The organism is Janthinobacterium sp. FT14W, assembly GCF_009208755.1.
GTDB classification, from domain to species: Bacteria; Pseudomonadota; Gammaproteobacteria; order Burkholderiales; family Burkholderiaceae_D; genus Janthinobacterium; species Janthinobacterium violaceinigrum.
Genome location: NZ_WFLL01000018.1, coordinates 56,015 through 76,326, shown reverse-complemented (window position 1 = coordinate 76,326; position 20,312 = coordinate 56,015). Strand labels below are relative to the sequence as shown.

17 protein-coding genes are annotated in these 20,312 nt (G+C 65.0%); 8 read left to right on the top strand and 9 right to left on the bottom strand.

Annotated features, from left to right (window positions below; genetic code table 11):
• The first annotated feature begins 40 nt into the window (after positions 1–40).
• Positions 41–877: an HDOD domain-containing protein gene (locus GCN74_RS14195; RefSeq protein WP_077400451.1), complete on the top strand. Its 837-nt coding sequence runs from the start codon at positions 41–43 to the stop codon at positions 875–877.
• A gap of 136 nt (positions 878–1,013) precedes the next feature.
• Entirely contained in the window at positions 1,014–2,654 is a 1,641-nt protein-coding gene (locus GCN74_RS14190; protein WP_152257271.1) for a M28 family peptidase, read from the top strand.
• Between the two features lie 131 nt (positions 2,655–2,785).
• Here the strand turns inward: GCN74_RS14190 and GCN74_RS14185 are convergent, their stop codons facing one another.
• Both GCN74_RS14185 and GCN74_RS14180 read right to left on the bottom strand, forming a co-directional pair.
• The gene (locus GCN74_RS14185; protein WP_152257270.1) at positions 2,786–4,015 is read right to left on the bottom strand and encodes an MFS transporter; all 1,230 of its coding nucleotides are present in this window, start codon (positions 4,013–4,015) and stop codon (positions 2,786–2,788) included.
• A 237-nt stretch (positions 4,016–4,252) separates the two neighbouring features.
• Positions 4,253–5,251, bottom strand: a complete 999-nt coding sequence (locus tag GCN74_RS14180; protein WP_152257269.1) for an LLM class flavin-dependent oxidoreductase — start codon at positions 5,249–5,251, stop codon at positions 4,253–4,255.
• 216 nt (positions 5,252–5,467) lie between these two features.
• Here GCN74_RS14180 and GCN74_RS14175 point away from each other — a divergent pair, with 216 nt between their 5' ends.
• Both GCN74_RS14175 and GCN74_RS14170 read left to right on the top strand, forming a co-directional pair.
• On the top strand, positions 5,468–6,973 hold the full coding sequence (locus tag GCN74_RS14175; RefSeq protein WP_152257268.1) for a dipeptidase: 1,506 nt from the start codon (positions 5,468–5,470) through the stop codon (positions 6,971–6,973).
• 190 nt (positions 6,974–7,163) lie between these two features.
• Positions 7,164–8,291, top strand: a complete 1,128-nt coding sequence (locus tag GCN74_RS14170) for a M24 family metallopeptidase (RefSeq protein WP_152257267.1) — start codon at positions 7,164–7,166, stop codon at positions 8,289–8,291.
• A gap of 100 nt (positions 8,292–8,391) precedes the next feature.
• Here GCN74_RS14170 and GCN74_RS14165 read toward each other — a convergent pair whose 3' ends face one another.
• Positions 8,392–8,886, bottom strand: coding sequence for a hypothetical protein (locus tag GCN74_RS14165; RefSeq protein ID WP_152257266.1), 495 nt, complete (start codon positions 8,884–8,886; stop codon positions 8,392–8,394).
• Positions 8,887–9,105: 219 nt separating this feature from the next.
• Here GCN74_RS14165 and GCN74_RS14160 point away from each other — a divergent pair, with 219 nt between their 5' ends.
• Positions 9,106–9,393: a hypothetical protein gene (locus tag GCN74_RS14160; RefSeq protein ID WP_152257265.1), complete on the top strand. Its 288-nt coding sequence runs from the start codon at positions 9,106–9,108 to the stop codon at positions 9,391–9,393.
• Positions 9,394–9,412: 19 nt separating this feature from the next.
• Here GCN74_RS14160 and GCN74_RS14155 read toward each other — a convergent pair whose 3' ends face one another.
• From GCN74_RS14155 to GCN74_RS14135, 5 genes are all read right to left on the bottom strand, one after another.
• Complete coding sequence (locus GCN74_RS14155) at positions 9,413–9,838, bottom strand: VanZ family protein (RefSeq protein WP_226939038.1); 426 nt, start codon at positions 9,836–9,838, stop codon at positions 9,413–9,415.
• A gap of 549 nt (positions 9,839–10,387) precedes the next feature.
• Complete coding sequence (locus tag GCN74_RS14150) at positions 10,388–11,152, bottom strand: SDR family NAD(P)-dependent oxidoreductase (protein WP_152257264.1); 765 nt, start codon at positions 11,150–11,152, stop codon at positions 10,388–10,390.
• A 72-nt stretch (positions 11,153–11,224) separates the two neighbouring features.
• The gene (locus tag GCN74_RS14145) at positions 11,225–11,746 is read right to left on the bottom strand and encodes a TPM domain-containing protein (protein ID WP_152257263.1); all 522 of its coding nucleotides are present in this window, start codon (positions 11,744–11,746) and stop codon (positions 11,225–11,227) included.
• A complete protein-coding gene (locus GCN74_RS14140) occupies positions 11,746–12,579 on the bottom strand; it encodes a TPM domain-containing protein (protein ID WP_152257262.1) in 834 nt (277 codons plus the stop codon). The genes GCN74_RS14145 and GCN74_RS14140 overlap by 1 nt, the downstream gene beginning before the upstream one ends.
• Position 12,580: 1 nt before the next feature.
• The gene (locus GCN74_RS14135) at positions 12,581–13,195 is read right to left on the bottom strand and encodes a LemA family protein (RefSeq protein ID WP_152257261.1); all 615 of its coding nucleotides are present in this window, start codon (positions 13,193–13,195) and stop codon (positions 12,581–12,583) included.
• A gap of 242 nt (positions 13,196–13,437) precedes the next feature.
• Here GCN74_RS14135 and GCN74_RS14125 point away from each other — a divergent pair, with 242 nt between their 5' ends.
• The 3 genes from GCN74_RS14125 to pyrF all read left to right on the top strand — a co-directional run bounded on the left by GCN74_RS14125 (position 13,438) and on the right by pyrF (position 18,681).
• A complete protein-coding gene (locus GCN74_RS14125) occupies positions 13,438–15,282 on the top strand; it encodes a glycoside hydrolase family 28 protein (RefSeq protein ID WP_193317078.1) in 1,845 nt (614 codons plus the stop codon).
• A gap of 84 nt (positions 15,283–15,366) precedes the next feature.
• Positions 15,367–17,730, top strand: a complete 2,364-nt coding sequence (locus tag GCN74_RS14120) for a pectinesterase family protein (protein WP_193317077.1) — start codon at positions 15,367–15,369, stop codon at positions 17,728–17,730.
• Positions 17,731–17,856: 126 nt separating this feature from the next.
• On the top strand, positions 17,857–18,681 hold the full coding sequence (pyrF, locus tag GCN74_RS14115) for an orotidine-5'-phosphate decarboxylase (protein WP_152257257.1): 825 nt from the start codon (positions 17,857–17,859) through the stop codon (positions 18,679–18,681).
• Between the two features lie 144 nt (positions 18,682–18,825).
• Here the strand turns inward: pyrF and sbcB are convergent, their stop codons facing one another.
• Positions 18,826–20,274: an exodeoxyribonuclease I gene (gene sbcB / locus GCN74_RS14110; protein ID WP_152257256.1), complete on the bottom strand. Its 1,449-nt coding sequence runs from the start codon at positions 20,272–20,274 to the stop codon at positions 18,826–18,828.
• Positions 20,275–20,312: the final 38 nt, after the last annotated feature.

Genomic DNA, 20,312 nt, shown 5'->3' with positions numbered 1-20,312 from the left:
CACAGCAGAGCCTGAACAGGCCCGTACCGGAGATTGACCCATGGATAGATTGGAAGTATTCAAGATTATCGCGCTGCAAGCGAGCAAGGGTGAACTGACGTTCCCCGCCAACGTCAAGGCCACCTTGAAGCTGCAGGAAGCGCTGGACGACCCCGATTGCCATATCGAAGCGGCCGCCCGCATGGTCATGGCCGAGCCGCTGCTGTCGGCGCGGGTCGTGGCATTGGCCAACTCGGCCGCCTACAACCGTTCCGGCAATGAAATCGCCAATGTGCGCGCGGCCGTTTCGCGCCTGGGCTTTGCCACGCTGAAGTCGATGGTGGCGTCCGTCATCGTGCGCCAGCTGGGCAGCCAGATCACGGACCCGCAATTGCGCGCCAAGGCGGCCAAGCTGTGGGAACACACGGCCCACGTGGCCGCGCTGAGCCAGGTGATCGCCAGGAAAGTCACGCATGTGGACGTGGAAACGGCCATGTTCGCCGCCATCGTGCACGAAGTGGGCGGCTTCTATCTGCTGTCGCGCGCCGAGGAATATCCGGGCTTGCTGGACGATAATACGGAAGACTGGATCGAATACGGCGAAAAACTGATCGGCCGCGGCGTGCTGCGCCAGCTGCAGGTGCCGGACATGGTCTTGCAGGCCGTGGAAGGCATGTGGCATGGCGGCAGTCCGTTCCCGCCCCGTACCCTGGGCGCGACCCTGGTGCTGGCCAACGATCTGTCGCCCGTCGGCTCGCCCCTGCATCCGCCGGAAAGCGCCGCGCGGCGCCAGGCGGCCGCGAAGATCGACTTCGGCATCGGCGGCAGCACCCTGCACACCATCCTCGATGAATCGGCCGAGGAAATCGAATCGCTGGCGGCCGCCTTGCTGGTCTGACGCCGCTGCCATCGCCCATCCCCGCCCTTGCCGCGGGGATTTTTTTCGTCCGCATTTTGACGTGCTTGCCCCATGGCATACAATCGCCGGCCCGGCTATCCGCCGGACCGCCTCCTCCTCTTATCAAAAGGATCTTATGCAGAAGCTGTTTTCTTCCCTGGCCTTCACGGCGCTCGCTTCCAGCCTGGCGCTGGCGTTTTCTGCGCACGCCGCCGCGCCTGCCGCGCATGGCTTGCCCATCGTGCAGGAAGCGCCGCTGCGCGCCCACCTGGCCTTCCTGTCGAACGATTTACTGGAAGGCCGCGGCACGGGACAGCGGGGCGCCGACCTGACGGTGGCCTACCTGGAAACGCAGGCGCAGATGGCCGGACTGCAACCCGTGCGTGGCAACAGCTACCGCCAGAGCGTGCAAATTGCCGGCGTGAAGTCGCTGCCAGCCGAGAGCAGCCTGCAGGCCGTGGCGGGCGGCAAGGCCGTGCCGCTGGCATTCGGCCCGGACTGGGTGTGGGCCACGGGCGACTCCGTGGCCGCGCACACGTTCGACGCGCCGCTCGTCTTCGTCGGCTACGGCATCACGGCGCCGGAAGAGGGCTGGAACGATTTCAAGGGCGCCGATGTCAAAAACAAGATCGTCGTCATGATGGTCAACGACCCGCAGCCGACCGCGCTTGAACCGAACCGTTTCGCCGGCAAGGCGCTGACCTATTACGGTCGCTGGACGTATAAATTCGAGGAAGCCAAGCGCCAGGGCGCCGCTGGCGTATTGCTGATCCACACGAAAGCGTCGGCCTCGTACGACTGGAGCGTGGTGCAGAACAGCTGGAGCGGCAGCGAGCGCTTCCAGCTGGCGGACCGCACGGCCGGCACGCCGCTGCAAGGCTGGATCGCGGAAGACGCGGCGCGCCGCCTGTTTGCGGCCGGTGGACAGGATCTGGACGCCTTGCGCGCGCAGGCGGAAAGCAAGGATTTCAAGGCCGTCGCATTGAATGCCAGCTTGAGCGGCGAAATGAAATCCGTCGTGCGCAAGGTGGAACAGTTCAATATCGCCGGCATGGTGCCGGGCACCGATCCGAAACTCAAGGATGAAGCCGTCATCTACAGCGGCCACTGGGATCACCTGGGCAAGCAGGGAGACAGCGGGGATACGATCTACAACGGCGCCGTCGACAATGCGTCGGGCACGGCCGGCTTGCTGGCCATGGCGCAGGAAGCCGTGAAAAAGCCGGCCAAGCGCACGCAGATCTTCCTGTGGGTGGCGGCCGAAGAACAGGGTCTGCTGGGCAGCGCCGCCTACGCGGCCGATCCCTTGTGGCCCTTGAACAAGACGGCTGCCGCCCTGAACCTGGACAGCCTGAACTTCGTGGGTGCCACGCATGACATCGGCGCGCAAGGCAGCGAGCGCACGGACCTGGGCGCCATGGCGGCCAAGGTGGCGAAAGCCATGGGCATGCATATCGCGCAAGCGCGTCCCGACCTGGCGGGCGGCTACTTCCGCAGCGATCATTTCAGCTTTGCCAAGGCAGGCGTGCCCGCGTTTTCCATCAATGGGGGACGCGAGTACATCAAGGACGTGGAAGCGTCGAAAGCCAAGGCGGCCGCCTACGGTCCCCGCTACCATCAGGTCACCGACGAGTACGATGCCAGCTGGGACTTGTCCGGCATGACGCAGCAGGCGCAATTCACGCTGAACCTGGGGCAGGCCGTGGCCAATGCCGCGAAAATGCCGGCCTGGAAGGCGGGCGACGCGTTCGGCAAAGCGCGCGCGCCAGCGCAGTAAGGACGTAAAAAAACCGCTCGGCCGAGCGGTTTTTTTTCGGATCGCAGGTCGGATTCGCTCGAAGAGCGGAATCCGACAACATGGTTGGCGCAGCAGTGTCGGATGACGCGGCATGCCGCCGCCAATTCGATCTACGTGATAGATGCCTGGGCGGCCCGTTCCAGCCGGCGCTGCGTGTGGCGGTATTTGCTCCACACCAGTAGCAGCAACAGCGGCATGGCGCCGCCCACCATGCACAGGGCGGGCCAGCCGCCGGCCGCATAGCTGGCGCTGGCCAGTGCCGAGCCTGCCGAGGCGCCGATGAAGCCGCCCGCGATGAAGACGGTCGTCACGCGCGCCCGCGCGTGCGGCGCCAGCTTATAGATGATGGACTGGTGCGTCACTTGCAGGCCCATCACGCCCATGTCCAGCAGCACGATACCGATCAGCAATAACACCAGCGAATGGGCGCCAAAGCCGATCAGGGCCCAGCCCGCGATCGAGGCGACGGCCAGCAGCCAGGTGGCCTGGCGCGCATAGCCGCGGTCGGCCATGCGGCCCGCCGTATTCGCGGCAAAGGCGCCCGTGGCGCCCGCCAGGCCGAACAGGCCGATCTGCATTTCCGAATAGTGATACGGCGCGCCGCTGAGCAGGAAGGTCAGCCCCGTCCAGAACACGCTGAAGGTACCCAGGCCCAGGCCCGAGAACAGTGCGCGCTGGCGCAGCAGCGGTTCCTGGCGGATGATGTCGGCCAGCGAGGCCATCAGCTTGCCGTAGTGCAGCGTGCCGCGTGGCGCTTCATTGGGCAGGATGCGGCGCAGCATGAGCAGCAGGGCGGCCACGACGATGGCGGCCAGCACGTAGACGGTGCGCCAGCCGCCGCTGATCTGCGACACGGTGCCGGACACGGTACGCGCCAGCAAGATGCCCAGTAACAAGCCCGTCATGACGGTGCCCACCATGCGGCCCCGGCTGTGATCGGGCGCATACGAAGCCACCATGGCCGTGACCACCATCAATGCGCTGGACGTGATCCCCATCAAGACGCTGGCGATGGCAAAGACGATAATATTCTGGCTGGTGGCGGCCAGCAGCAGGGCGGCGATCTTGGCGATCAGCATCCACGTCAGCAACTGGCGGCGGTTCAGCACGTCGCTGAGCGGCACGAGGAAGACGATGCCCAGCACATAGCCGATCTGCGTGGCCGTGACCAGGTAGCCCGCTTGCGGCACGCTGACGCCAAACGACGCGGCCAGCATGGACGTGAGCGGTTGCACGTAGTAGAGGCTGGCGACGAGCACGCCGGCGGACAGGGCGAACAACAGGATGCGCGTGGAGCTCAGCAGGGTGCTGGCATCGACGGAAGAGCTTGCAGATTTCATGCGGTACAGCTTTCTTGGAATAATGCTTTTGGATGAGCATGATAGCGGGGCTGCACATTTCCTGCCGGGCAGGGCCGATTTTGCGGCAGGGGGGAGACAAAACTGCAGGCAAACCAGCAGGCAAACCAGCAGGCAAACCAGCAGGCAAAAACGGCGGCCAAAAAAATCCCGGCGATCGTTGCCGACGGCCGGGAAAAGGGTATATGGGGATATACCGAGGAGGAAGAAAAGGATCTCTTACCGTTGCTGCGCCAGCTCCGCATGCACCTGCGCCGTGATTTCATACGAGCGCAGCCGGTGCTGGTGCTCGAAGATCTGCGAGGTGATCATCAGCTCGTCGGCGCCCGTTTCGGCGATGAAGGCGGCCATCCTGGCCTTGACGGTTTCTGGCGCGCCGATGGCCGTGCAGGACAGCACGGAATCGAGCATGGCGCGTTCCTGCGGGCCCAGCTGTTCCAGGTAGCCGGGCACGGGCGGCTGCAAGCGCGACGGGCGGCCCGTGCGCAGGTTGACGAATGCCTGCTGCATCGACGTGGCGCGCAGATGCGCTTCGGCATCCGTGTCGGCGGCAAACACGTTAAAGCCCAGCATCACGTACGGCTTGGCCAGCTGCTTCGACGGCTTGAAATGTTCGCGGTAATAGGCCACGGCCTGCAGCATCATTTGCGGCGCGAAGTGCGAGGCGAATGCATACGGCAAGCCCAGGTGGGCGGCCAGCTGGGCGCCGAACAGGCTCGACCCCAGTATCCACACGGGCACTTTCGCGCCCTTGCCAGGCACGGCCAGCACGCGCTGGCGCGGCTCGTCGGACATGTAATCGATCAATTCCAGCACGTCTTGCGGAAACTGTTCCGCATCCGATTGCAGGTCGCGGCGCAGCGCGCGTGCCGTCGTCTGGTCGGAGCCGGGCGCGCGGCCCAGGCCCAGGTCGATGCGGCCCGGGTGCAGCGCTTCCAGGGTGCCGAACTGTTCCGCAATGAGCAGCGGCGAGTGGTTGGGCAGCATCACGCCGCCCGCGCCCACGCGGATGGTTTTCGTGCCCGCCGCCACATGGGCGATGACGACGGCCGTGGCGGCGCTGGCGATGCCGGGCATGCCGTGGTGTTCGGCCAGCCAGTAGCGGTTGTAGCCCCAGCGTTCGCCGTGCTGCGCCAGGTCGAGCGTATTCTTGAACGACTGGCTGGCGTCGCTGCCTTCGGCGATGGGCGCCAGGTCGAGTATGGAAAATGGAATCATGGTAGCGATATCGGGACGTGGTGGAAAATCACAATGGACGATTTGTCTATCCCCTGACGCAGGCAGGGTCACCCTTGGCAGCGTGGCGGGGAAGACAGGCTGCGCACATGATAATGCGAATCGGGAATTTGCGTACTGATCGGTAAAAAACTCGTATCGATTGGAAATCGGTGCGGGCGGTGCTAGAGTGGGCCTCCCTCCTTTATGCGCCCCGCCATGTTCAAGAAACCTGTTTTGCTGTCCCTGATCGGCTTGCTGCTGCAACCCTCCGTTTACGCTGCGCCCGTCAGCCTGCAGGCGCAGGAGACGGCCCGCTACGCGCTGGCCACCTATCCCGAACCGCTGATCGCCAGCCTGGCGAAGATGATCAGCTATAACACGGTGGCCGATCCGGCCGTGCCGTTTGCCGACAATCCCCAGCATACGGGTTTCAAGCGCTACCTGGCGGCCGAGGCGCAGCGCCTGGGTTTCGATTTCCACGACCATGGCCACGTGGTGATCATCGGCATGGGCAAGGGCAGCGAGCGGGTGGGCGTGATCACGCACGGCGACGTGCAGCCCGTCAATCCCGCCAAGTGGGCCCGTTCGCCGTTCGAACTGGACCGCAGCAGCGAGCCGGGCAAGTTGCTGGGGCGTGGCACGGAAGACGACAAGGGACCGATTGCCACGGCCCTGTATGCGATGAAAGCCATCCAGGACAAACAGCTAGCGCTGAGCAAGCGCATCGAGCTGTACGTCTACATGGCCGAGGAATCGGATTGGGAACCGCTGAAACAATTCCTCCAGACCCACACGCCGCCGCAGGTCAACATCACCATCGATGCGGAATACCCGGTGGTGACGGCCGAGAAGGGCTATGGTTCCATCAAGCTGACCTTGCCGCCGCGCACGGCCTTGCCGGCCGCCGGCGGCCCCGTGCTGGCGAAGCTGACGGGCGGTTTTTTCGGCAGCCAGATACCGGAAGATGCGACGGCCGTCATCGAACGCGCGCCGGCAGCGCTGGAGGCGGGCATCCGCGCCCGTGCGCAGGCGCAACAGGGCATGCGCTACAGCTACGCGCGCGCTGGCGATACCTTGACGGTAACGGCGCTGGGCGTGTCGGCCCACTCGTCGAAGCCGGAAGACGGCGTCAACGCCATCAGCATGCTGGCCGACGCGCTGGCCGTGCAGCCCTGGCTGGGCACGCAGGCGGCCGATATGTTGTCGTTCCTGAATGAACTGGTGGGCACGGGCATCTATGGCGAGCGCTTCGGCCAGATCGCCTACCGCGACGGCTTCATGGGAGCGATGACGGTGGCGCCCACCGTGCTCAGGCAACAAGGCGGGGAGCTGGAACTGAACATCAACCTGCGCCGTCCGCAAGGCAAGGCAGCCGACGTGCTGCGCCAGCAGGTGACGGCCGCCTTCGAGGGCTGGAAGGCGCGGCGCCAGGTGCCTGCCGCGCTGCAGGTGCAGATCGGCGAGCCGTGGCTGCAGACGGCGGCGCCGCAGATTCCCACCCTGCTGTCCGTCTTCGAACATTACACGGGCATGGCGAATCCGCAGCCCGTTGCCATCGGCGGCGGCACCAATTCGCGGCTGTTCCCGAACGCCGTCAGCTTCGGCCCGGCCATGCCGCACACGGTGTACACGGGGCATTCGGAGCACGAGTTCATCACGGAAAAGCAGCTGCTGCTGAACTTGCAGATGTACACGGCCGTCCTGATCGAGCTGGCGAAATAGCCGCTTGAAAAAATAGAAGGAAGTCATAGACTGCAAGCCTGGGACTAGTCCGGGTGCCGAACTTTTTTCGTGTGTACCTGTCATATGTCTCCATGGATGGGAGGGCAGTTATGCATAGCAAGCAAGGAGCCTGGCAGGCAGCCTGCGGGCCGGTGACATGTGCGTGTCCGGTGCGCGGCGGGGAGCGGCCATGAACTGGCCGCTGGAACTGGAAGTGGCGCACAAGCTGGCGCAGATGCGGGGCTGGCTGGAAGACCAGCATGCCGGCGCCGTGCGTTTGCGCGGCGTGGACTGGTTTGCGTGGGCCACGGCAGGCGCGTCGAACAGCCATAACCAGACGGCCGAGTGCGGCTGCGCGGAAGTGCTGGTGACGCGCGGCGCCGCCTACATCCTGACGGACGAAGCGGAAGCCATGCGCATGCGCGAGGAAGAGGTGCGCGGACCGTGGACATGGCAAGTGTCGCCCTGGATGCAGCCGCAGCTGTATGAGCTGCGCGAGCATTTCGTGCAGCATGCGGCCGGCGGCGCGCCCGTGCTGTCCGACCGGCCCGGCTTGCATGAACGCAGCCTGCCCGTGGCCTTGCGCGAGGAGCGGCTGGTGCTGCTGGAATCGGAACAACTGCGTTACCGGCAGGTGGGGCAACTGGCTGCCGGTGCGGCCGCGGATGCGCTGCGCCAGGCCCGTCCCGACTGGAGCGAGCAGGAACTGGCTGCCGCCTGCGTGCGCGCGCTGTGGCTGCGGGGCTTGCAGGCCGTGCACGTGCTGGTCAGCGGCGAGGATCGCCAGCACCGTTACCGGCGCGCACCGCCTGCCCAGGTGCTGCTGGGCACGCAAGCCGTGCTGGCCCTGTGCGCGCGGCGTTTCGGCCTGTGCGCCAGCCTCAGTCGTCAACGGCGCTTCGGGCCGGCGCCGCGCCGCGCCGATGGCGGGGCCGTGGCCATGGACGATGCCGATGCCGCCATGCTGGCGCTGGAAGCGGTGGCGCTCGACGCCTGCGAAACGGGCCATGCGCTGAGCATGGTGTATCACGCGCTCGACAGCGCTTACGCGTATGCGGGCCAGCCCGACACGGTGCGCACCAGCCGGCAAGGCGGTATCCATGGCTACCTGGCGCCCGAAGTGGCGGCCGGCGCGCACACGGAAATCCTCCTCAAGCGGGGCATGGCGCTGGCCTTCCATCCCAGCTTGCCCGGCAGTACGGTGGAAGACACGTTTCTGCTCGACGGCAACCAATTGCACAACCTGACGCACGACCCGGCGTGGCCCTCGGCCGTGGTGCAGGGACGCCGCCGGCCGCTGACCCTGGCGCTGGCCTGAGCGGGCCAGGCGCGGCAGCGACAGAGGCCGGGAAGGCCGGGACCGGGACAGCGGCCGGCCGGCTTGGGCCAGGCTCTGGTCGGTCGCGCTTGGGCCAGTCTCAATAGCGCTGCATCACGCCTTTTTGCACGCTGACCCGGTCGCCGATCTGGAAGGCCGGTTGGCTGTTCTGCATCAAGGTGCGCGTCGTGCCGTCGTCCAGGCGCAAGGTGACGCGGTAAAGCATATTGCCCGCCGCACCCGAAGTGCTGCCGGCCGTGCCCGATGTGCCTGACTGCATGTCGGCACTGCCTTGATCCATGCTGCGCGGTACGGTTACTATCGATTGCACCGTGGCCGAGCTGATGTTCATGCTGGACTGGCTCATGTCATTGCGCGTGTCGCTGCCCGTGCTGCTGCTCATGGCGCCGCCGGTATCGGCGGCCGTGCCGGCCGTGGGGCTGGCCGGCACGCTGGTCTGCGGCGTCGCGCCTGCCGGTGCGGCATAGGTTTCGCCGCTATTGCTGCGTGCCAGACTGGTATTGTCGTTGGCGTGGCAGGCCGCCAGCAAGATACAGCTCAGGCCAGCCAGCAGCAGGGTTTTTTTTGATCTCATCTTGGTCTCCTCATGGTCGAACACTCAGGATCGGCACCCGCGGTGATGCGGGTGGCAGCGATTGCTGCATGTAAGAGCATGACGGGGCAGGGGTGTTCGGCAGTTGTCATTGCCCATTGAGCTAGATCAATGGGCTAATTGCCGTGCTTGGTATAAAGATGCTGGCAATCATTCGTTCGTGCTCCAGCACGTTTCCTCACTGCTGAATCGGGAGAAAAAATGTCATCTGGCCCTACCGCAAAACTGATCGATGAGTTGGTGCTGGCCGTGGGCGGCACTGCGCATGATGCCCGCGCGCGCCATGTCCTGGCCCAGGCATTGCATGGCCTGGTGCGGCTGGCGCGCTCGGAACAGTTGCTGGACATGCAGCGCGACGCGGCGCGCGCCGTGGGCGCCGGCAGCCGGCGCGAGACGCGTGCCCTGATGCGGCGCCTGGGTACAGGCAGCACGCGCGGCCAGCGGCAGTTGCGGCTGGAATGGCAGGACAGCGAAGCGGACCGCGCCTGAGGGATTGCCAGGCGCCGGTTCAGGCTTCGGGCAGCGGCGCGTTCTTGCCGAGGGCGGCAGCGACCATTTTCGGCCAGAGGAAATACAGGGGCAGGCAGACTGCCGCCGCAGCCGTGACATCGACCGCCCAGTCGCTGACGGCGCCATGGCGGTAGGGCAGGAAACTCTGGATGAATTCGTCCAGCGCGCCCATGGCCGCCACCATCAGCACCGACAGCAGTGCCCGGCGTGCCATGCCGCCGCTCGTGCCGCTGAACAGGATCAGGGCCAGCACGCCATAACCGAAGGAATGCAGCACGCCGCCCGAGGCATATTGGCCCACGTCTGCGCGCATGCCGGGAATATCGCCGATCACAATGACCAGTATGTACAGCACCACTGCCGTGCGGTAGCGCAGGCGTTCGTAACGTTCGGCAAAACAGAGTTCGGGCAATGGTGCAGGCATGATGCGTGAGGGCTGGTGGAAAGGCAGTCACAATATCATGCGCGTGGCGGGATGCCATGTTTTTGCACAAGAGCTTGCCGTACAGGCAAAAAAAAGGCCCGCGGGGGTGCGGGCCAAAAACCCAAATGAAATGGGTCAAGAGTTGAGAGTTGCTCGGCACTTACCATGTCGCGCGCCTTGCCGGCGCGCGCCACGGTCATGAAAGGGAGTGGTGTGCCATGGCGGCACACCTGTCTGTAGTCAGGCATATCGGTTGCCTGTACAGCAGATGAAGCAAGTATAGGGGGCGAACATGACGGGCTTATGACACGCCGCAACATTTTTTCGCGGTCGGCATAGTTAATCGGGGATAGTGCACATCATGGCAAGAATGACCATGTTTCACGCGTGACAGCAAAAAAAAAGCCCGCTGGTGAAAGCGGGCTTAAAACTATTTTCTTGGAGGAGAATAGTGGAGACAGGTGCATTATGCTGCGTCGCACGATATGTGTCTAATGGTCTTTTCAGATATCCATTATTGGTTTTTGATATAACTGCCTTGTCCTGCCCTCATTCCTTCACGGCCACCGTGTAGTTGAGCGCCATGCGCCCGCCATCGACATAGATGGTCTGGCCCGTCATGTAGGTGGCGTCGTCGCTGGCCAGGAAGGCGGCGATGCCGGCCACTTCCTCCGGTTCGCCGCAGCGGCCCAGCGGCGTGCGCGACAAGATCGTGTGGCGCGCCTGCGGGCTGGACAATACCGCCTGCTTGGCCAGTTCCGTCAGGATGGTGCCCGGTCCGATGCCGTTCACGCGCACGCCGTGCGGCGCCAGGTTCAGGGCCATGACCTTGGTCAACTGGTTGATGGCGCCTTTCGACACCACATACGGCACCTGGTTCGGGATCGCCAGTTCCGCGTTGACGCTGGACATGTTGATGATGCAGCCGCTGCTGCGCTTGACCATTTCGCGCGCCACGGCCTGGCCGCACAGGAACATCGATTTCAGGTTGATGCGCATGACCCGGTCGAAATCGTCTTCGCACACGTCGAGAAAATCGGCCGCATGCGTGACGCCCGCATTGTTGACGAGGATATCGATGTGGCCGAACTGGGCCAGGGTTTCCTTCAGCATGGCGTCCACGTCCGCCTTCTGGCTGACGTCGGCGCAAAAGAAATGCGCCTGCGGGCCGAGCGCGGCGGCCGCCTGCGCGCCTTCTTCCTTGATGTCGACCAGCATCACCTGTGCCCCTTCGGCGATCAGGCGGGTGGCGCAGGCCAGGCCGATGCCTTGCGTGGCGCCCGTGACGATGGCGTTTTTATTGATCAGTTTCATGTGTTCTCCTGGGCGGGTGGGGCGCGCTGCCATTGCGCGCGGCAATGGCAGATTTTAATCCCTGGACAGGAATCAGAGGAGGATGGGTTCGTTCGGCAACTGGTTGCCGCGCGTACCGTTGGCGGGGAAGTGGCTTTGCAGCAGGGTATTGAGCTGCTTCAAGGCATCGAGCGTGCTGTCGTGGTAATTGCCGTCCTTGAAGCCGCCCGTCATGGTGCGGCACACGGCTTGCCACTGTTCCGGCGTGACGCGGCGGCCCACGTTGCGGTCGGCCACGATATCGACCTGATGTTCGGCCAGGTTGATGTAGATCAGTATGCCAACGTTGTCTTCCGTATCCCACACGCCATACTGGGCGAACAGTTCGCGCGCCCGCTCGCGGTTGCTCACGCCCTGGTAAGCCATGCCCGGCGTCAGGGCCGCCTCGACGATCAGCCGCACTTCCGCCTGGTGCATCGCTTCACCGTCGGCAATGGCCGTCTCGATGGCTTTCAGGGTGCGTTCCGGAAAAGCCTGGCGCGCCGTCGCGGGCGTGCCCCGCAAATGCTTCAAGGCCCGTCCGCAGCGTTGTCCGAATGTCAGTTGTTTCGTCATTACCAATCTCCCGAGGCGCCGCCGCCGTCAAAACCGCCGCCTCCGCCACCGAAACCACCGCCGCCTCCGCCACCGCCAAAACCACCGCCGCCGCCGAAGCCGCCGCCACCGCGGTTGTTCAGCGCCTGGTTCAGGATGCTGCCCAACACGACACCGGTGGCGCCGCTGGACCAGTTGCTGCCGCGCTGCAGCCGCGTAGGCCCGCCGCGCGAGCGGAACAGGGTCAGCACGACGAGAAAACCGAAGAACAGCAAGGGCAGCCAGAAGGTCATGCCGCCCGCTTCCACGGTGGCCGGCGCTTTCTGCTGGACCGGGGCGGGGAATTGCTCCTGGTTCAGCAGGGTGGCAATCGCCCCCACGCCGGCCACCAGGCCGCCATAGAAATCGTTCTGCTTGAAATGGGGGGCGATCACGTCCTGCAGGATGCGTTTCGATTGCGCATCCGTCAGCACGCCCTGCACGCCGCGGCCCGCCTCGATGCGCAGGCGGCGCAGGGACGAGGGATTATCCTTCGCCACCATCAGCAGCACGCCGTCATCGACGCCCTTGCGGCCCAGCTTCCAGGCATCCGTCACGCGGATGCTGTATTGCTCGATGGCTTCCGGTGCCGTGCTCTTGACCAGCAGCACGGCGATCTGGCTGCCCGTCTTGGCTTCGTAATCGGCCAGCACGCCTTCCAGCGCCGCTTTCTGCTTGGCATCGAGCATGCCGGCGTCGTCCGTCACGCGGGCCGCCAGCGGCGGCACGGGGACGAGATCCTGCGCGCCAGCGGACAAGACCGTGCACAGCAGCAATGCCGTGCACAGCGCCGCGAGGTAGGACCAGGCTTTCATCTTATTTGCCGAAGTTGACGGTTGGCGCGGTCGAGATGGCTTTTTCGTTTTCCACCGTGAACGATGGCTTGACCTTGTAGCCGAAGATCATGGCCGTCAGGTTGTTCGGGAAGCTGCGCGCATGCACGTTGTAATCCTGCACGGCCGTGATGTAGCGCTGGCGCGCCACGGTGATGCGGTTTTCCGTGCCTTCCAGCTGCGACTGCAAGTCGCGGAAGCTGGTGTCGGCCTTCAAGTCCGGATATTTCTCGGACACCACCATCAGGCGCGACAGGGCCGATGACAGCTGGCCCTGCACCTGCTGGAATTTTTCAAAGGCGGCCGGGTCGTTCAGCACCTCGGGCGTGATCTGGAAACTGGTGGCGGCAGCGCGCGCCTTGGTCACCGCTTCCAGGGTTTCGCGCTCATGCGTGGCATAACCCTTGACGGTGTTCACCAGGTTGGGAATCAGGTCGGCGCGGCGCTGGTACTGGTTGACCACTTCGCCCCAGGCCGCCTTGGTTGCCTCGTCCTTGCTCTGGAAGTCGTTGTAGCCGCAGCCCGTCAGGATGCCGGCCAGGACGGTGACGCTCAGCGCCAGGCGCAGCCATTTGGTGAATTGATTGGTGATTTGCATGATGGGTTCCGTGCAGAGTAAGGGAGGTGAGGCAAATATACCTGAAACGGCCGCAGATGTCGGTTTCATAAGCCCGGCCCCGCCGGTTTCGCCACGCCGCCATCGTTTCCCGGTTTCCTGCCGCGCCACGGTTTTGCATGCTTGCGTGGGGAAATTACCACATAGAAATAATTGATATATCAGATATGCCATTGTGATATATTAGATAAAAACATATCAACAAATCAAGGTTGGAGACACCCATGCATATATCCACGACGCCGCAGCGCCCGCGTTGCGCCACACCTACGCTCCTGTTCGCCAGCCTGGCCGTCGGCGCCGTGCTGGCCGCTTGCGGCGGTGGCAGCGCGGCCGTCAGCGAGGCACCCGTCGCCGTGGCACCCACGCCAGCGCCAACGCCAACGCCAACGCCAACGCCTGTCCCGACGCCGACGCCGGCGCCAGATCCGGTCCCGGTGCCCACGCCCGGGCCGCCGTTCGTCGCCACGCCCGCATCCCTGTGGCCGGCCGCAACCCGCGCCGATGCGGCCCTGGCGGGGCTGGAACCCGTCTTGCCGACCACCGTGTGTACCAGCGTGGCGGCCACCCTGGCCAGGAATGCGGCAGGCTTGCTGGACGCGGCCGTGGATGCGGCGCCGGCCGCTTCCCAGCCCGATGCGGCGCGCCTGCAGGCGGCATTGACGGCGTGTCCCGCGGGCCAGGCCGTCAGGCTGGTGGCGGGCGCGCAGGGGCAGGATGCCTTCCTGTCCGGCCCCCTGACCCTGCCGTCGTCCGTCAGCCTGTGGATCGATGGCGGCGTGACCCTGTTCGCGTCGCGCCGCCCGGCCGATTACCAGATCGCCGGCAAGAACGTGTGCGGCGAAGCATCCGCCAACGACAATGGCTGCCTGGCCTTGCTGACCACCACGCCGAACGGCAATGGCCTGTATGGCGAGGGCGTGATCGACGGGCGCGGCGGCGCCGTGCTGACGTCGGGCGCCTATGCGGGCAAGCTCAGCTGGTGGGACGTGGGGGCGCTGACGAAGACGGGCGGCAGCGCCATGTCCAGCCAGAACAATCCCCGTCTGGTGCAGGTGAACAATGGCAGCAAGTTCAGCGTTTACCAGCTGACCTTGCAGAACGGGCCGAAATTCCACCTCGTCTCCAGCGGCGTCGATGGCTTGACGGTGTGGGATGCGAAAGTGCTGTCGCCGACGCTCGCGTATTCCGTGCACGGCCATGCCTGCCCGGCCGCCAGCATGCCGGTCGTGTCCGGCGCGCCCAACCTGAGCACGCCCAGCACCTGTTTCACGCCCGAGACGGTGAAGAATACGGATGGCATCGATCCGGGCCAGTCGAAGAACGTGCTGATCGCCTTCAATCACATCAGCGTGGGCGACGATGGCATCGCCGTCAAATCGCACGCCAGCAAGATCGGCCCCGTGGCGAACCTGCGCATCTGGCATAACCGCCTGTACTTCACGCATGGCATGTCGATCGGCAGCGAGACGGACAGCCATGTCGACGGCGTCAGCATCCGCGACCTGGCCATCGATGGATTTGACATGGGCGCCACCAGCGGGTTCCGCATCAAGACCGACGACAGCCGGGGCGGCGAAGTAAAAAATGTCACGCTCGATGGCATGTGCGCGCGCCGCGTGCAGCAGCCGATCGCCATCGACAGTTATTACGGCGACGCGGCCGATGCCAAGGCGGCCTTGCTGCCCAACTTGCACGACATCACCGTGCGCAATTTCCGCTACCTGGACACGCCCGGCTCGCGTTTCAACGGCAGCAAGGCTTTGCTGCTGTTGCGCGGCTACCAGTCGGCCACGCAGACGAATCCCCTCTACAACATTATGTTTGACAACGTCGTCTTCGACAGCTTGCCTGGCTGGGCTGCCACGAAGATCAGCCAGGCCGTGCCATCGAATGCGGCGCTGGCGATGGGGCCGGGGGGCGTCTCGTTTGCCAGCCTGCTGACCGCTGCCGCGGGCGCGAACCAGTTCAGCGTGGCGGACCGGCGCGGCGCTTCGGCTGCCGCCCATGACTGCAGTGCGGCATTTGTCGATTTTCCGGCCAGCAATGCGCCCATGTCCGTGCCTTGACGCAGCCGGTACCCAGGTTTTCATGACGGCGCGCAGACGCCGGATGTTGCACCGAGTAGGACCATCATAAAAAAGGAGATGAGTGTGTTTGCAAATATCAAGAAATCCCGCATGGCGGCGATCCTGTCGGCCATGCCCGCCTTGCTGGCCCTGTCCGCGTGCGGCGGCGGCGACGGCGCCACGCCCGCCGCCCTCGCTACCGTGCAGGTCAGCCAGAGCGTCGACCGCAGCAGCGCATCGGTGGGCGACCGCATCACGTGGACCATGACCGCCAACAACAAGGGCGCCGGTGCCACCACGGGCGCCGTGACCCTGGTATCCAGCGTTCCCGCCAATATCAGCGGCATCAGCGTGACGGCCACGGGCGCCAGCTGCGGCCCGGCCGTCAGCACGCTGACATGCACCATTCCCGAGGGCCTGGCTGCCGGCGCCAGCGCCAGCGTGGTGTGGTCTGCCACGGCCACGGGCGTGGTCACGCTGGCCAGCAATGTCGTGGCCAGCGGCCCTGATGCGCCCGCGTGCGCGACGCCGGCCGCCTGCGCCACGGCGACCGACGTGACGGTGGCGGCCGTGCCGAACGTCAGCGTGACGGCCAGCGTCGACAAGACCAGCGCCATCGTTGGCGACAAGCTGGTGTGGACCATCAAGGCCAGCAATGGCGGCAACGCGTCCACGACGGGTGCCGTGACCCTGGCAACCAGCTTGCCGGCCGGAATCAGCGGCGCCAGCGTGACGGCCGCGGGCGCCAGTTGCGCCGCCATCAGCGGCAATAGCGTCAGTTGCAGCATCGCCGCCGGCCTGGCGCCGAATTCCAGCGCCAGCGTGGTCGTCAGCGCCAACGCGGCGGCGGCCGGCAGCCTGGCTACGACGGTGGTGCCGTCCGGCGCGAATGCCAGCTGCGCCACGCCGGCAGCGTGTACCACCAGCACCAGCGTCACGGCCACGGCCGCACCCAAGGTGCTCGTCAGCAGCGCGGCCGATAAGGCCACGGCCAACGTGGGCGACACCATCACCTGGACCATCAAGGCCGTCAACAGCGGTACCGGCCCGACCGCGGCGGCGCTCACCCTGGTCGACGTCTTGCCGGCGAGTATCAGCGGCGTGACGGTGACGCCAACGGGCGCCACCTGCGGCGCGGCGGGCGCCAGCCTCAGCTGCAGCGTGCCGGCCGGCCTGGCCGTGGGCGCCACGGCCAGCGTGCGCATCGCCGCCGTGGCGGGTGCCGCAGGCAGCCTGGTAAATACCGTGACGCCGGGCGCGGGCGCCAGCTGTGCCACGGTCGCTGATTGCACCAGCACTACCGTGGTGGCGTCGCCCGCGGTCGTGTCGACGGCGACGCGGCCGCAGCTGGACGCCGCCACCGTGGCCGCGCTGACGCCCGTGAAATACCTGGCGCAGGGCGGCAAGAGCTTGCCGATGAGTTCCTTGCCGGTGGATAACTGGGACCCGACGGCCGGTGTTGGCGACGTCAGCACGTTCACGGCGCAATTCACGGTGGATGCGGCGGGCAAGAGCGATGCCAGCAATTTCGTCACGGTCCAGGCAGCCATGGATGCGGCGATTGCACTGGGCAATAAAGTGCCGCCCGTGTTTATCCGCGTCAAGCCTGGCACTTACCGCGAAACCGTCTGCCTGCCCAGCAGCGGCACGCCGGCCATCCGTTTGTATAGTCTGGACAGCGATGCTTCGCACACGGTGATTGTCTTTAATAACGGCAATCCGACTGTCGATGCGTCCAAGACCAGCGGCAACAAATGCAACAGTTCGCCCGCCAACCCCATCGGCACCAGCGGCAGCGCCACCTTTGCCGTGAATGCGGCCGATTTCCAGGCGAAAAACATCACGTTTGCCAATGATTACGTGAAAGGCAGCTTTGCCGGCAGCAATCAGTCGGCCGTGGCCCTGATGACGCAGGGCGACAAGATCGTGCTGGAGAATGTGCGCCTGCTGGGCCACCAGGACACGTTCTACATGAAGAGCGGCAATGTCGACCAGGTTGCGCGCATCTATGTCAAGGACAGCTATATCGAGGGCGACGTGGACTTCATCTTCGGGCGCGGCACGGCCGTGCTGGACAACTGCACCCTTCATACCCTGAACACGGGCAATGGCAACGGCTATGTCACGGCGGCCAGCACGGATTACCGCAACAGCTACGGCTTCCTCATCACCAACAGCCGCTTCACGGCGGAGACGGGCACGCCGACGGGGCAGATCTACCTGGGCCGCGCCTGGGACGAGGGCGTCTCCAGCCTGGTTGCGTATGGTGCCGCTTCGCCGAATGGCCAAGTCGTCATCCGCAATTCGGTGCTGGGCGAGCACATCCGCAAGGCCGATCCGTGGGGCGAATCAACGGCCACGCGTCCCTACAGTTCCGTGCCGTCGGGCAGCTTGCCGGCGAACCGCCTGTTTGAATATGGCAACACGGGGCCCGGCAACGGCAACTAGGTCCGCACGGGCGTAAGCGCCCGCTCACCGCGCCGCGCCGGCCTGCAAGGAAGCGCGGCGCTGTCGTGGTGGCCCCGCGCCGCGTTACAATACGGGGTTTGCAACTGAATATAGAGAAGGTGTGCCGTGAATTTCATCAATAAATTATCCGCCGCGTGGACGGCCAATAATTCCCTGCTGTGCGTGGGACTGGACCCCGACCTGGCGAAACTGCCGGCCGAACTGCGCGACTTGCCCGATGGAATCACCACCTTTTGCACGCGCATCATCGATGCCACGGCCGACCTGGCCTGCGCCTTCAAGCCGCAGATCGCGTATTTCGGCGCGCTGGGCGCGGAAAAGCAGCTGGAAGACATCTGCCGCTACGTGCGTGAGAACTATCCGCACATTCCGCTGATCCTCGACGCGAAACGGGGCGACATCGGCGCCACGGCCACGCAGTACGCGCGCGAAGCGTTCGAGCGCTACGGCGCCGACGCCGTCACCGTGAACCCGTACATGGGCGAGGATTCGCTCGATCCCTACCTGGCGTGGCAGGACCGCGGCGTGATCATCCTGTGCCGCACCTCGAACCCGGGCGGCTCGGACCTGCAATTCCTCGACACGGACGGCGTGCCCCTGTACCAGCGCGTGGCGCGTTTGGTGGCGGATAAATGGAACAAGAATGGCCAGTGCGCGCTCGTCGTCGGCGCCACCTTCCCTGAAGAACTGGCGCAGGTGCGCGCCATCGTGGGCGACATGCCGCTGCTGGTGCCCGGCATCGGCGCCCAGGGCGGCGACATCGCCGCCACCGTCGGCGCGGGCCAGACGGCGAACGGCATGGGCATGATGATCAGCTCGTCGCGCGCCATCATCTACGCCACGCCGCAGGCGGGCGAAGATTTCGCCGACGCGGCGCGGCGCGTGGCCATTGAAACGCGCGATGCGATCAATGCCCATCGTTCGGTATAAGAACGAGAGACAGCCAGCCTCACAGCACCTGACAAAACCGTAGCGAGCGGAAGGAAGAGGTGGCCGAGAAGCGCAACCGTACTGGCGTACGGTGAGCATCGCAGGCCGCCTATGCCGACGCGTAGCAGGTTTGGTTGGGTGCAACTAATCGCGCATGGGCGCGACCATCTCCGCATAGTCGTACAGCTCGCCCAGGATTTCCTCCCCCCGCTCATCGACCGATTCCGACAGCACGTCGATTTCCGTAAACAGCATTTCGATGGTGCGGGCGCCGCCGTCGCCGTCGAACAGGCGGGCGGCGCGGTGCTGTTCCCAGCGCAGGCTTTCCGCTTCGCTCAGGGTTTGCGGGAAATTGCGGGCGCGGTAGCGGAACAGCAGTTCCTGCAGGCGTTCGTCGGCAAACGAAGGGCGGGCCGTGGCCAGCTTGGCGGGCGTGTCGCGGCGCAAGGATTCGAGCAGGCGGCGGTCGTCGTTGCTGACGAAACCATTGTACAAATCTTCATCCACGTCCAGCGCGGCATTCGCGCCCGGGCGCTGGAACACTTCGGCCCAGATGGCATCCATGTTGGGCGCCGCAGCGGCAAATTGCGCGTTGACCTTTGCCTCCTCCAGATCGATGCCCCATTGCGCAGCCATGGCCGGCGACAGCGTCTTCAAATTGCCGACCAGCATGGGCGACTTGTTCAGGTGTACGCTTTTCACGGGCAGGCGGGTCATGCCTTCCGGCATGGCGTCCTTGCGCGTGAACAGGCGCGTGCGGATGGTGTCGGCGTCCAGGGTAAATAATTCGCGCGGGTCGTAGGCGCAATCCCAGACGAGGATCTCATTTTTATTGCTCGGATGCGTAGCCAGCGGCCAGACGACGCCCAGGCAGCCCCGTTCGGCGGGGAACATGCCGGACACGTGCAGGAAGGGCTGGCGCTCGCCGGCGGCCAGGTGCATGCCCATTTCGCTGGCGACCCGGTCTTTCTTGTGCAGGGCCAGGCAGAATTCGAACAGCTTCGGCTGCTTTTCCTTGATCAGGCGGGCCAGGGCGATGGTGGCGCGCACGTCGGACAGCGCATCGTGCGCCGCTTCGTGGACCAGGCCATTGGCCTTGCTCAAGTGTTCCAGCCTGAAACTGGTCTGGCCATCGTCGCGCTTCGGCCATGCGATGCCTTCCGGGCGCAGCGCGTGCGTCATGCGCACCACGTCGAGGATGTCCCAGCGGCCGCAATGGTTCTTCCATTCGCGCGCATACGGATCGATCAGGTTGCGCCAGAACAGGAAACGCGTGACTTCATCGTCGAAACGGATGGTGTTGTAGCCCACGCCGATGGTGCCCGGCTCCGAAAACGCCGCTTCGATGGTGGCGGCAAACTGGTGCTCGGGCACGCCCAGCTGCAGACACTGCTGCGGCGTGATGCCCGTGATCAGGCACGATTGCGGGTCGGGCAGGAAATCATTGGCGGGCTGGCAATACAGCATGATCGGGTCGCCAATCTCGTTGAGGTCCGCATCTGTGCGGATAGCGGCGAACTGGGCCGGGCGGTCGCGGCGCGGCTGGGCGCCAAAGGTTTCGTAGTCGTGCCAAAGAAAGGTCTGGGTAGTCATTGATGGTCGTTGCTTGCTTAATTGTTATCTTAATTGTC

What these genes read in the sequence shown, in the direction of transcription:
- GCN74_RS14195 (WP_077400451.1), top strand. Translation starts at nt 41, where the DNA reads ATGGATAGATTGGAAGTATTCAAGATTATCGCGCTGCAAGCGAGCAAG.
- GCN74_RS14190 (WP_152257271.1), top strand. Translation starts at nt 1,014, where the DNA reads ATGCAGAAGCTGTTTTCTTCCCTGGCCTTCACGGCGCTCGCTTCCAGC.
- GCN74_RS14185 (WP_152257270.1), bottom strand. Translation starts at nt 4,015, where the DNA reads ATGAAATCTGCAAGCTCTTCCGTCGATGCCAGCACCCTGCTGAGCTCC.
- GCN74_RS14180 (WP_152257269.1), bottom strand. Translation starts at nt 5,251, where the DNA reads ATGATTCCATTTTCCATACTCGACCTGGCGCCCATCGCCGAAGGCAGC.
- GCN74_RS14175 (WP_152257268.1), top strand. Translation starts at nt 5,468, where the DNA reads ATGTTCAAGAAACCTGTTTTGCTGTCCCTGATCGGCTTGCTGCTGCAA.
- GCN74_RS14170 (WP_152257267.1), top strand. Translation starts at nt 7,164, where the DNA reads ATGAACTGGCCGCTGGAACTGGAAGTGGCGCACAAGCTGGCGCAGATG.
- GCN74_RS14165 (WP_152257266.1), bottom strand. Translation starts at nt 8,886, where the DNA reads ATGAGATCAAAAAAAACCCTGCTGCTGGCTGGCCTGAGCTGTATCTTG.
- GCN74_RS14160 (WP_152257265.1), top strand. Translation starts at nt 9,106, where the DNA reads ATGTCATCTGGCCCTACCGCAAAACTGATCGATGAGTTGGTGCTGGCC.
- GCN74_RS14155 (WP_226939038.1), bottom strand. Translation starts at nt 9,838, where the DNA reads ATGCCTGCACCATTGCCCGAACTCTGTTTTGCCGAACGTTACGAACGC.
- GCN74_RS14150 (WP_152257264.1), bottom strand. Translation starts at nt 11,152, where the DNA reads ATGAAACTGATCAATAAAAACGCCATCGTCACGGGCGCCACGCAAGGC.
- GCN74_RS14145 (WP_152257263.1), bottom strand. Translation starts at nt 11,746, where the DNA reads ATGACGAAACAACTGACATTCGGACAACGCTGCGGACGGGCCTTGAAG.
- GCN74_RS14140 (WP_152257262.1), bottom strand. Translation starts at nt 12,579, where the DNA reads ATGAAAGCCTGGTCCTACCTCGCGGCGCTGTGCACGGCATTGCTGCTG.
- GCN74_RS14135 (WP_152257261.1), bottom strand. Translation starts at nt 13,195, where the DNA reads ATGCAAATCACCAATCAATTCACCAAATGGCTGCGCCTGGCGCTGAGC.
- GCN74_RS14125 (WP_193317078.1), top strand. Translation starts at nt 13,438, where the DNA reads ATGCATATATCCACGACGCCGCAGCGCCCGCGTTGCGCCACACCTACG.
- sbcB (WP_152257256.1), bottom strand. Translation starts at nt 20,274, where the DNA reads ATGACTACCCAGACCTTTCTTTGGCACGACTACGAAACCTTTGGCGCC.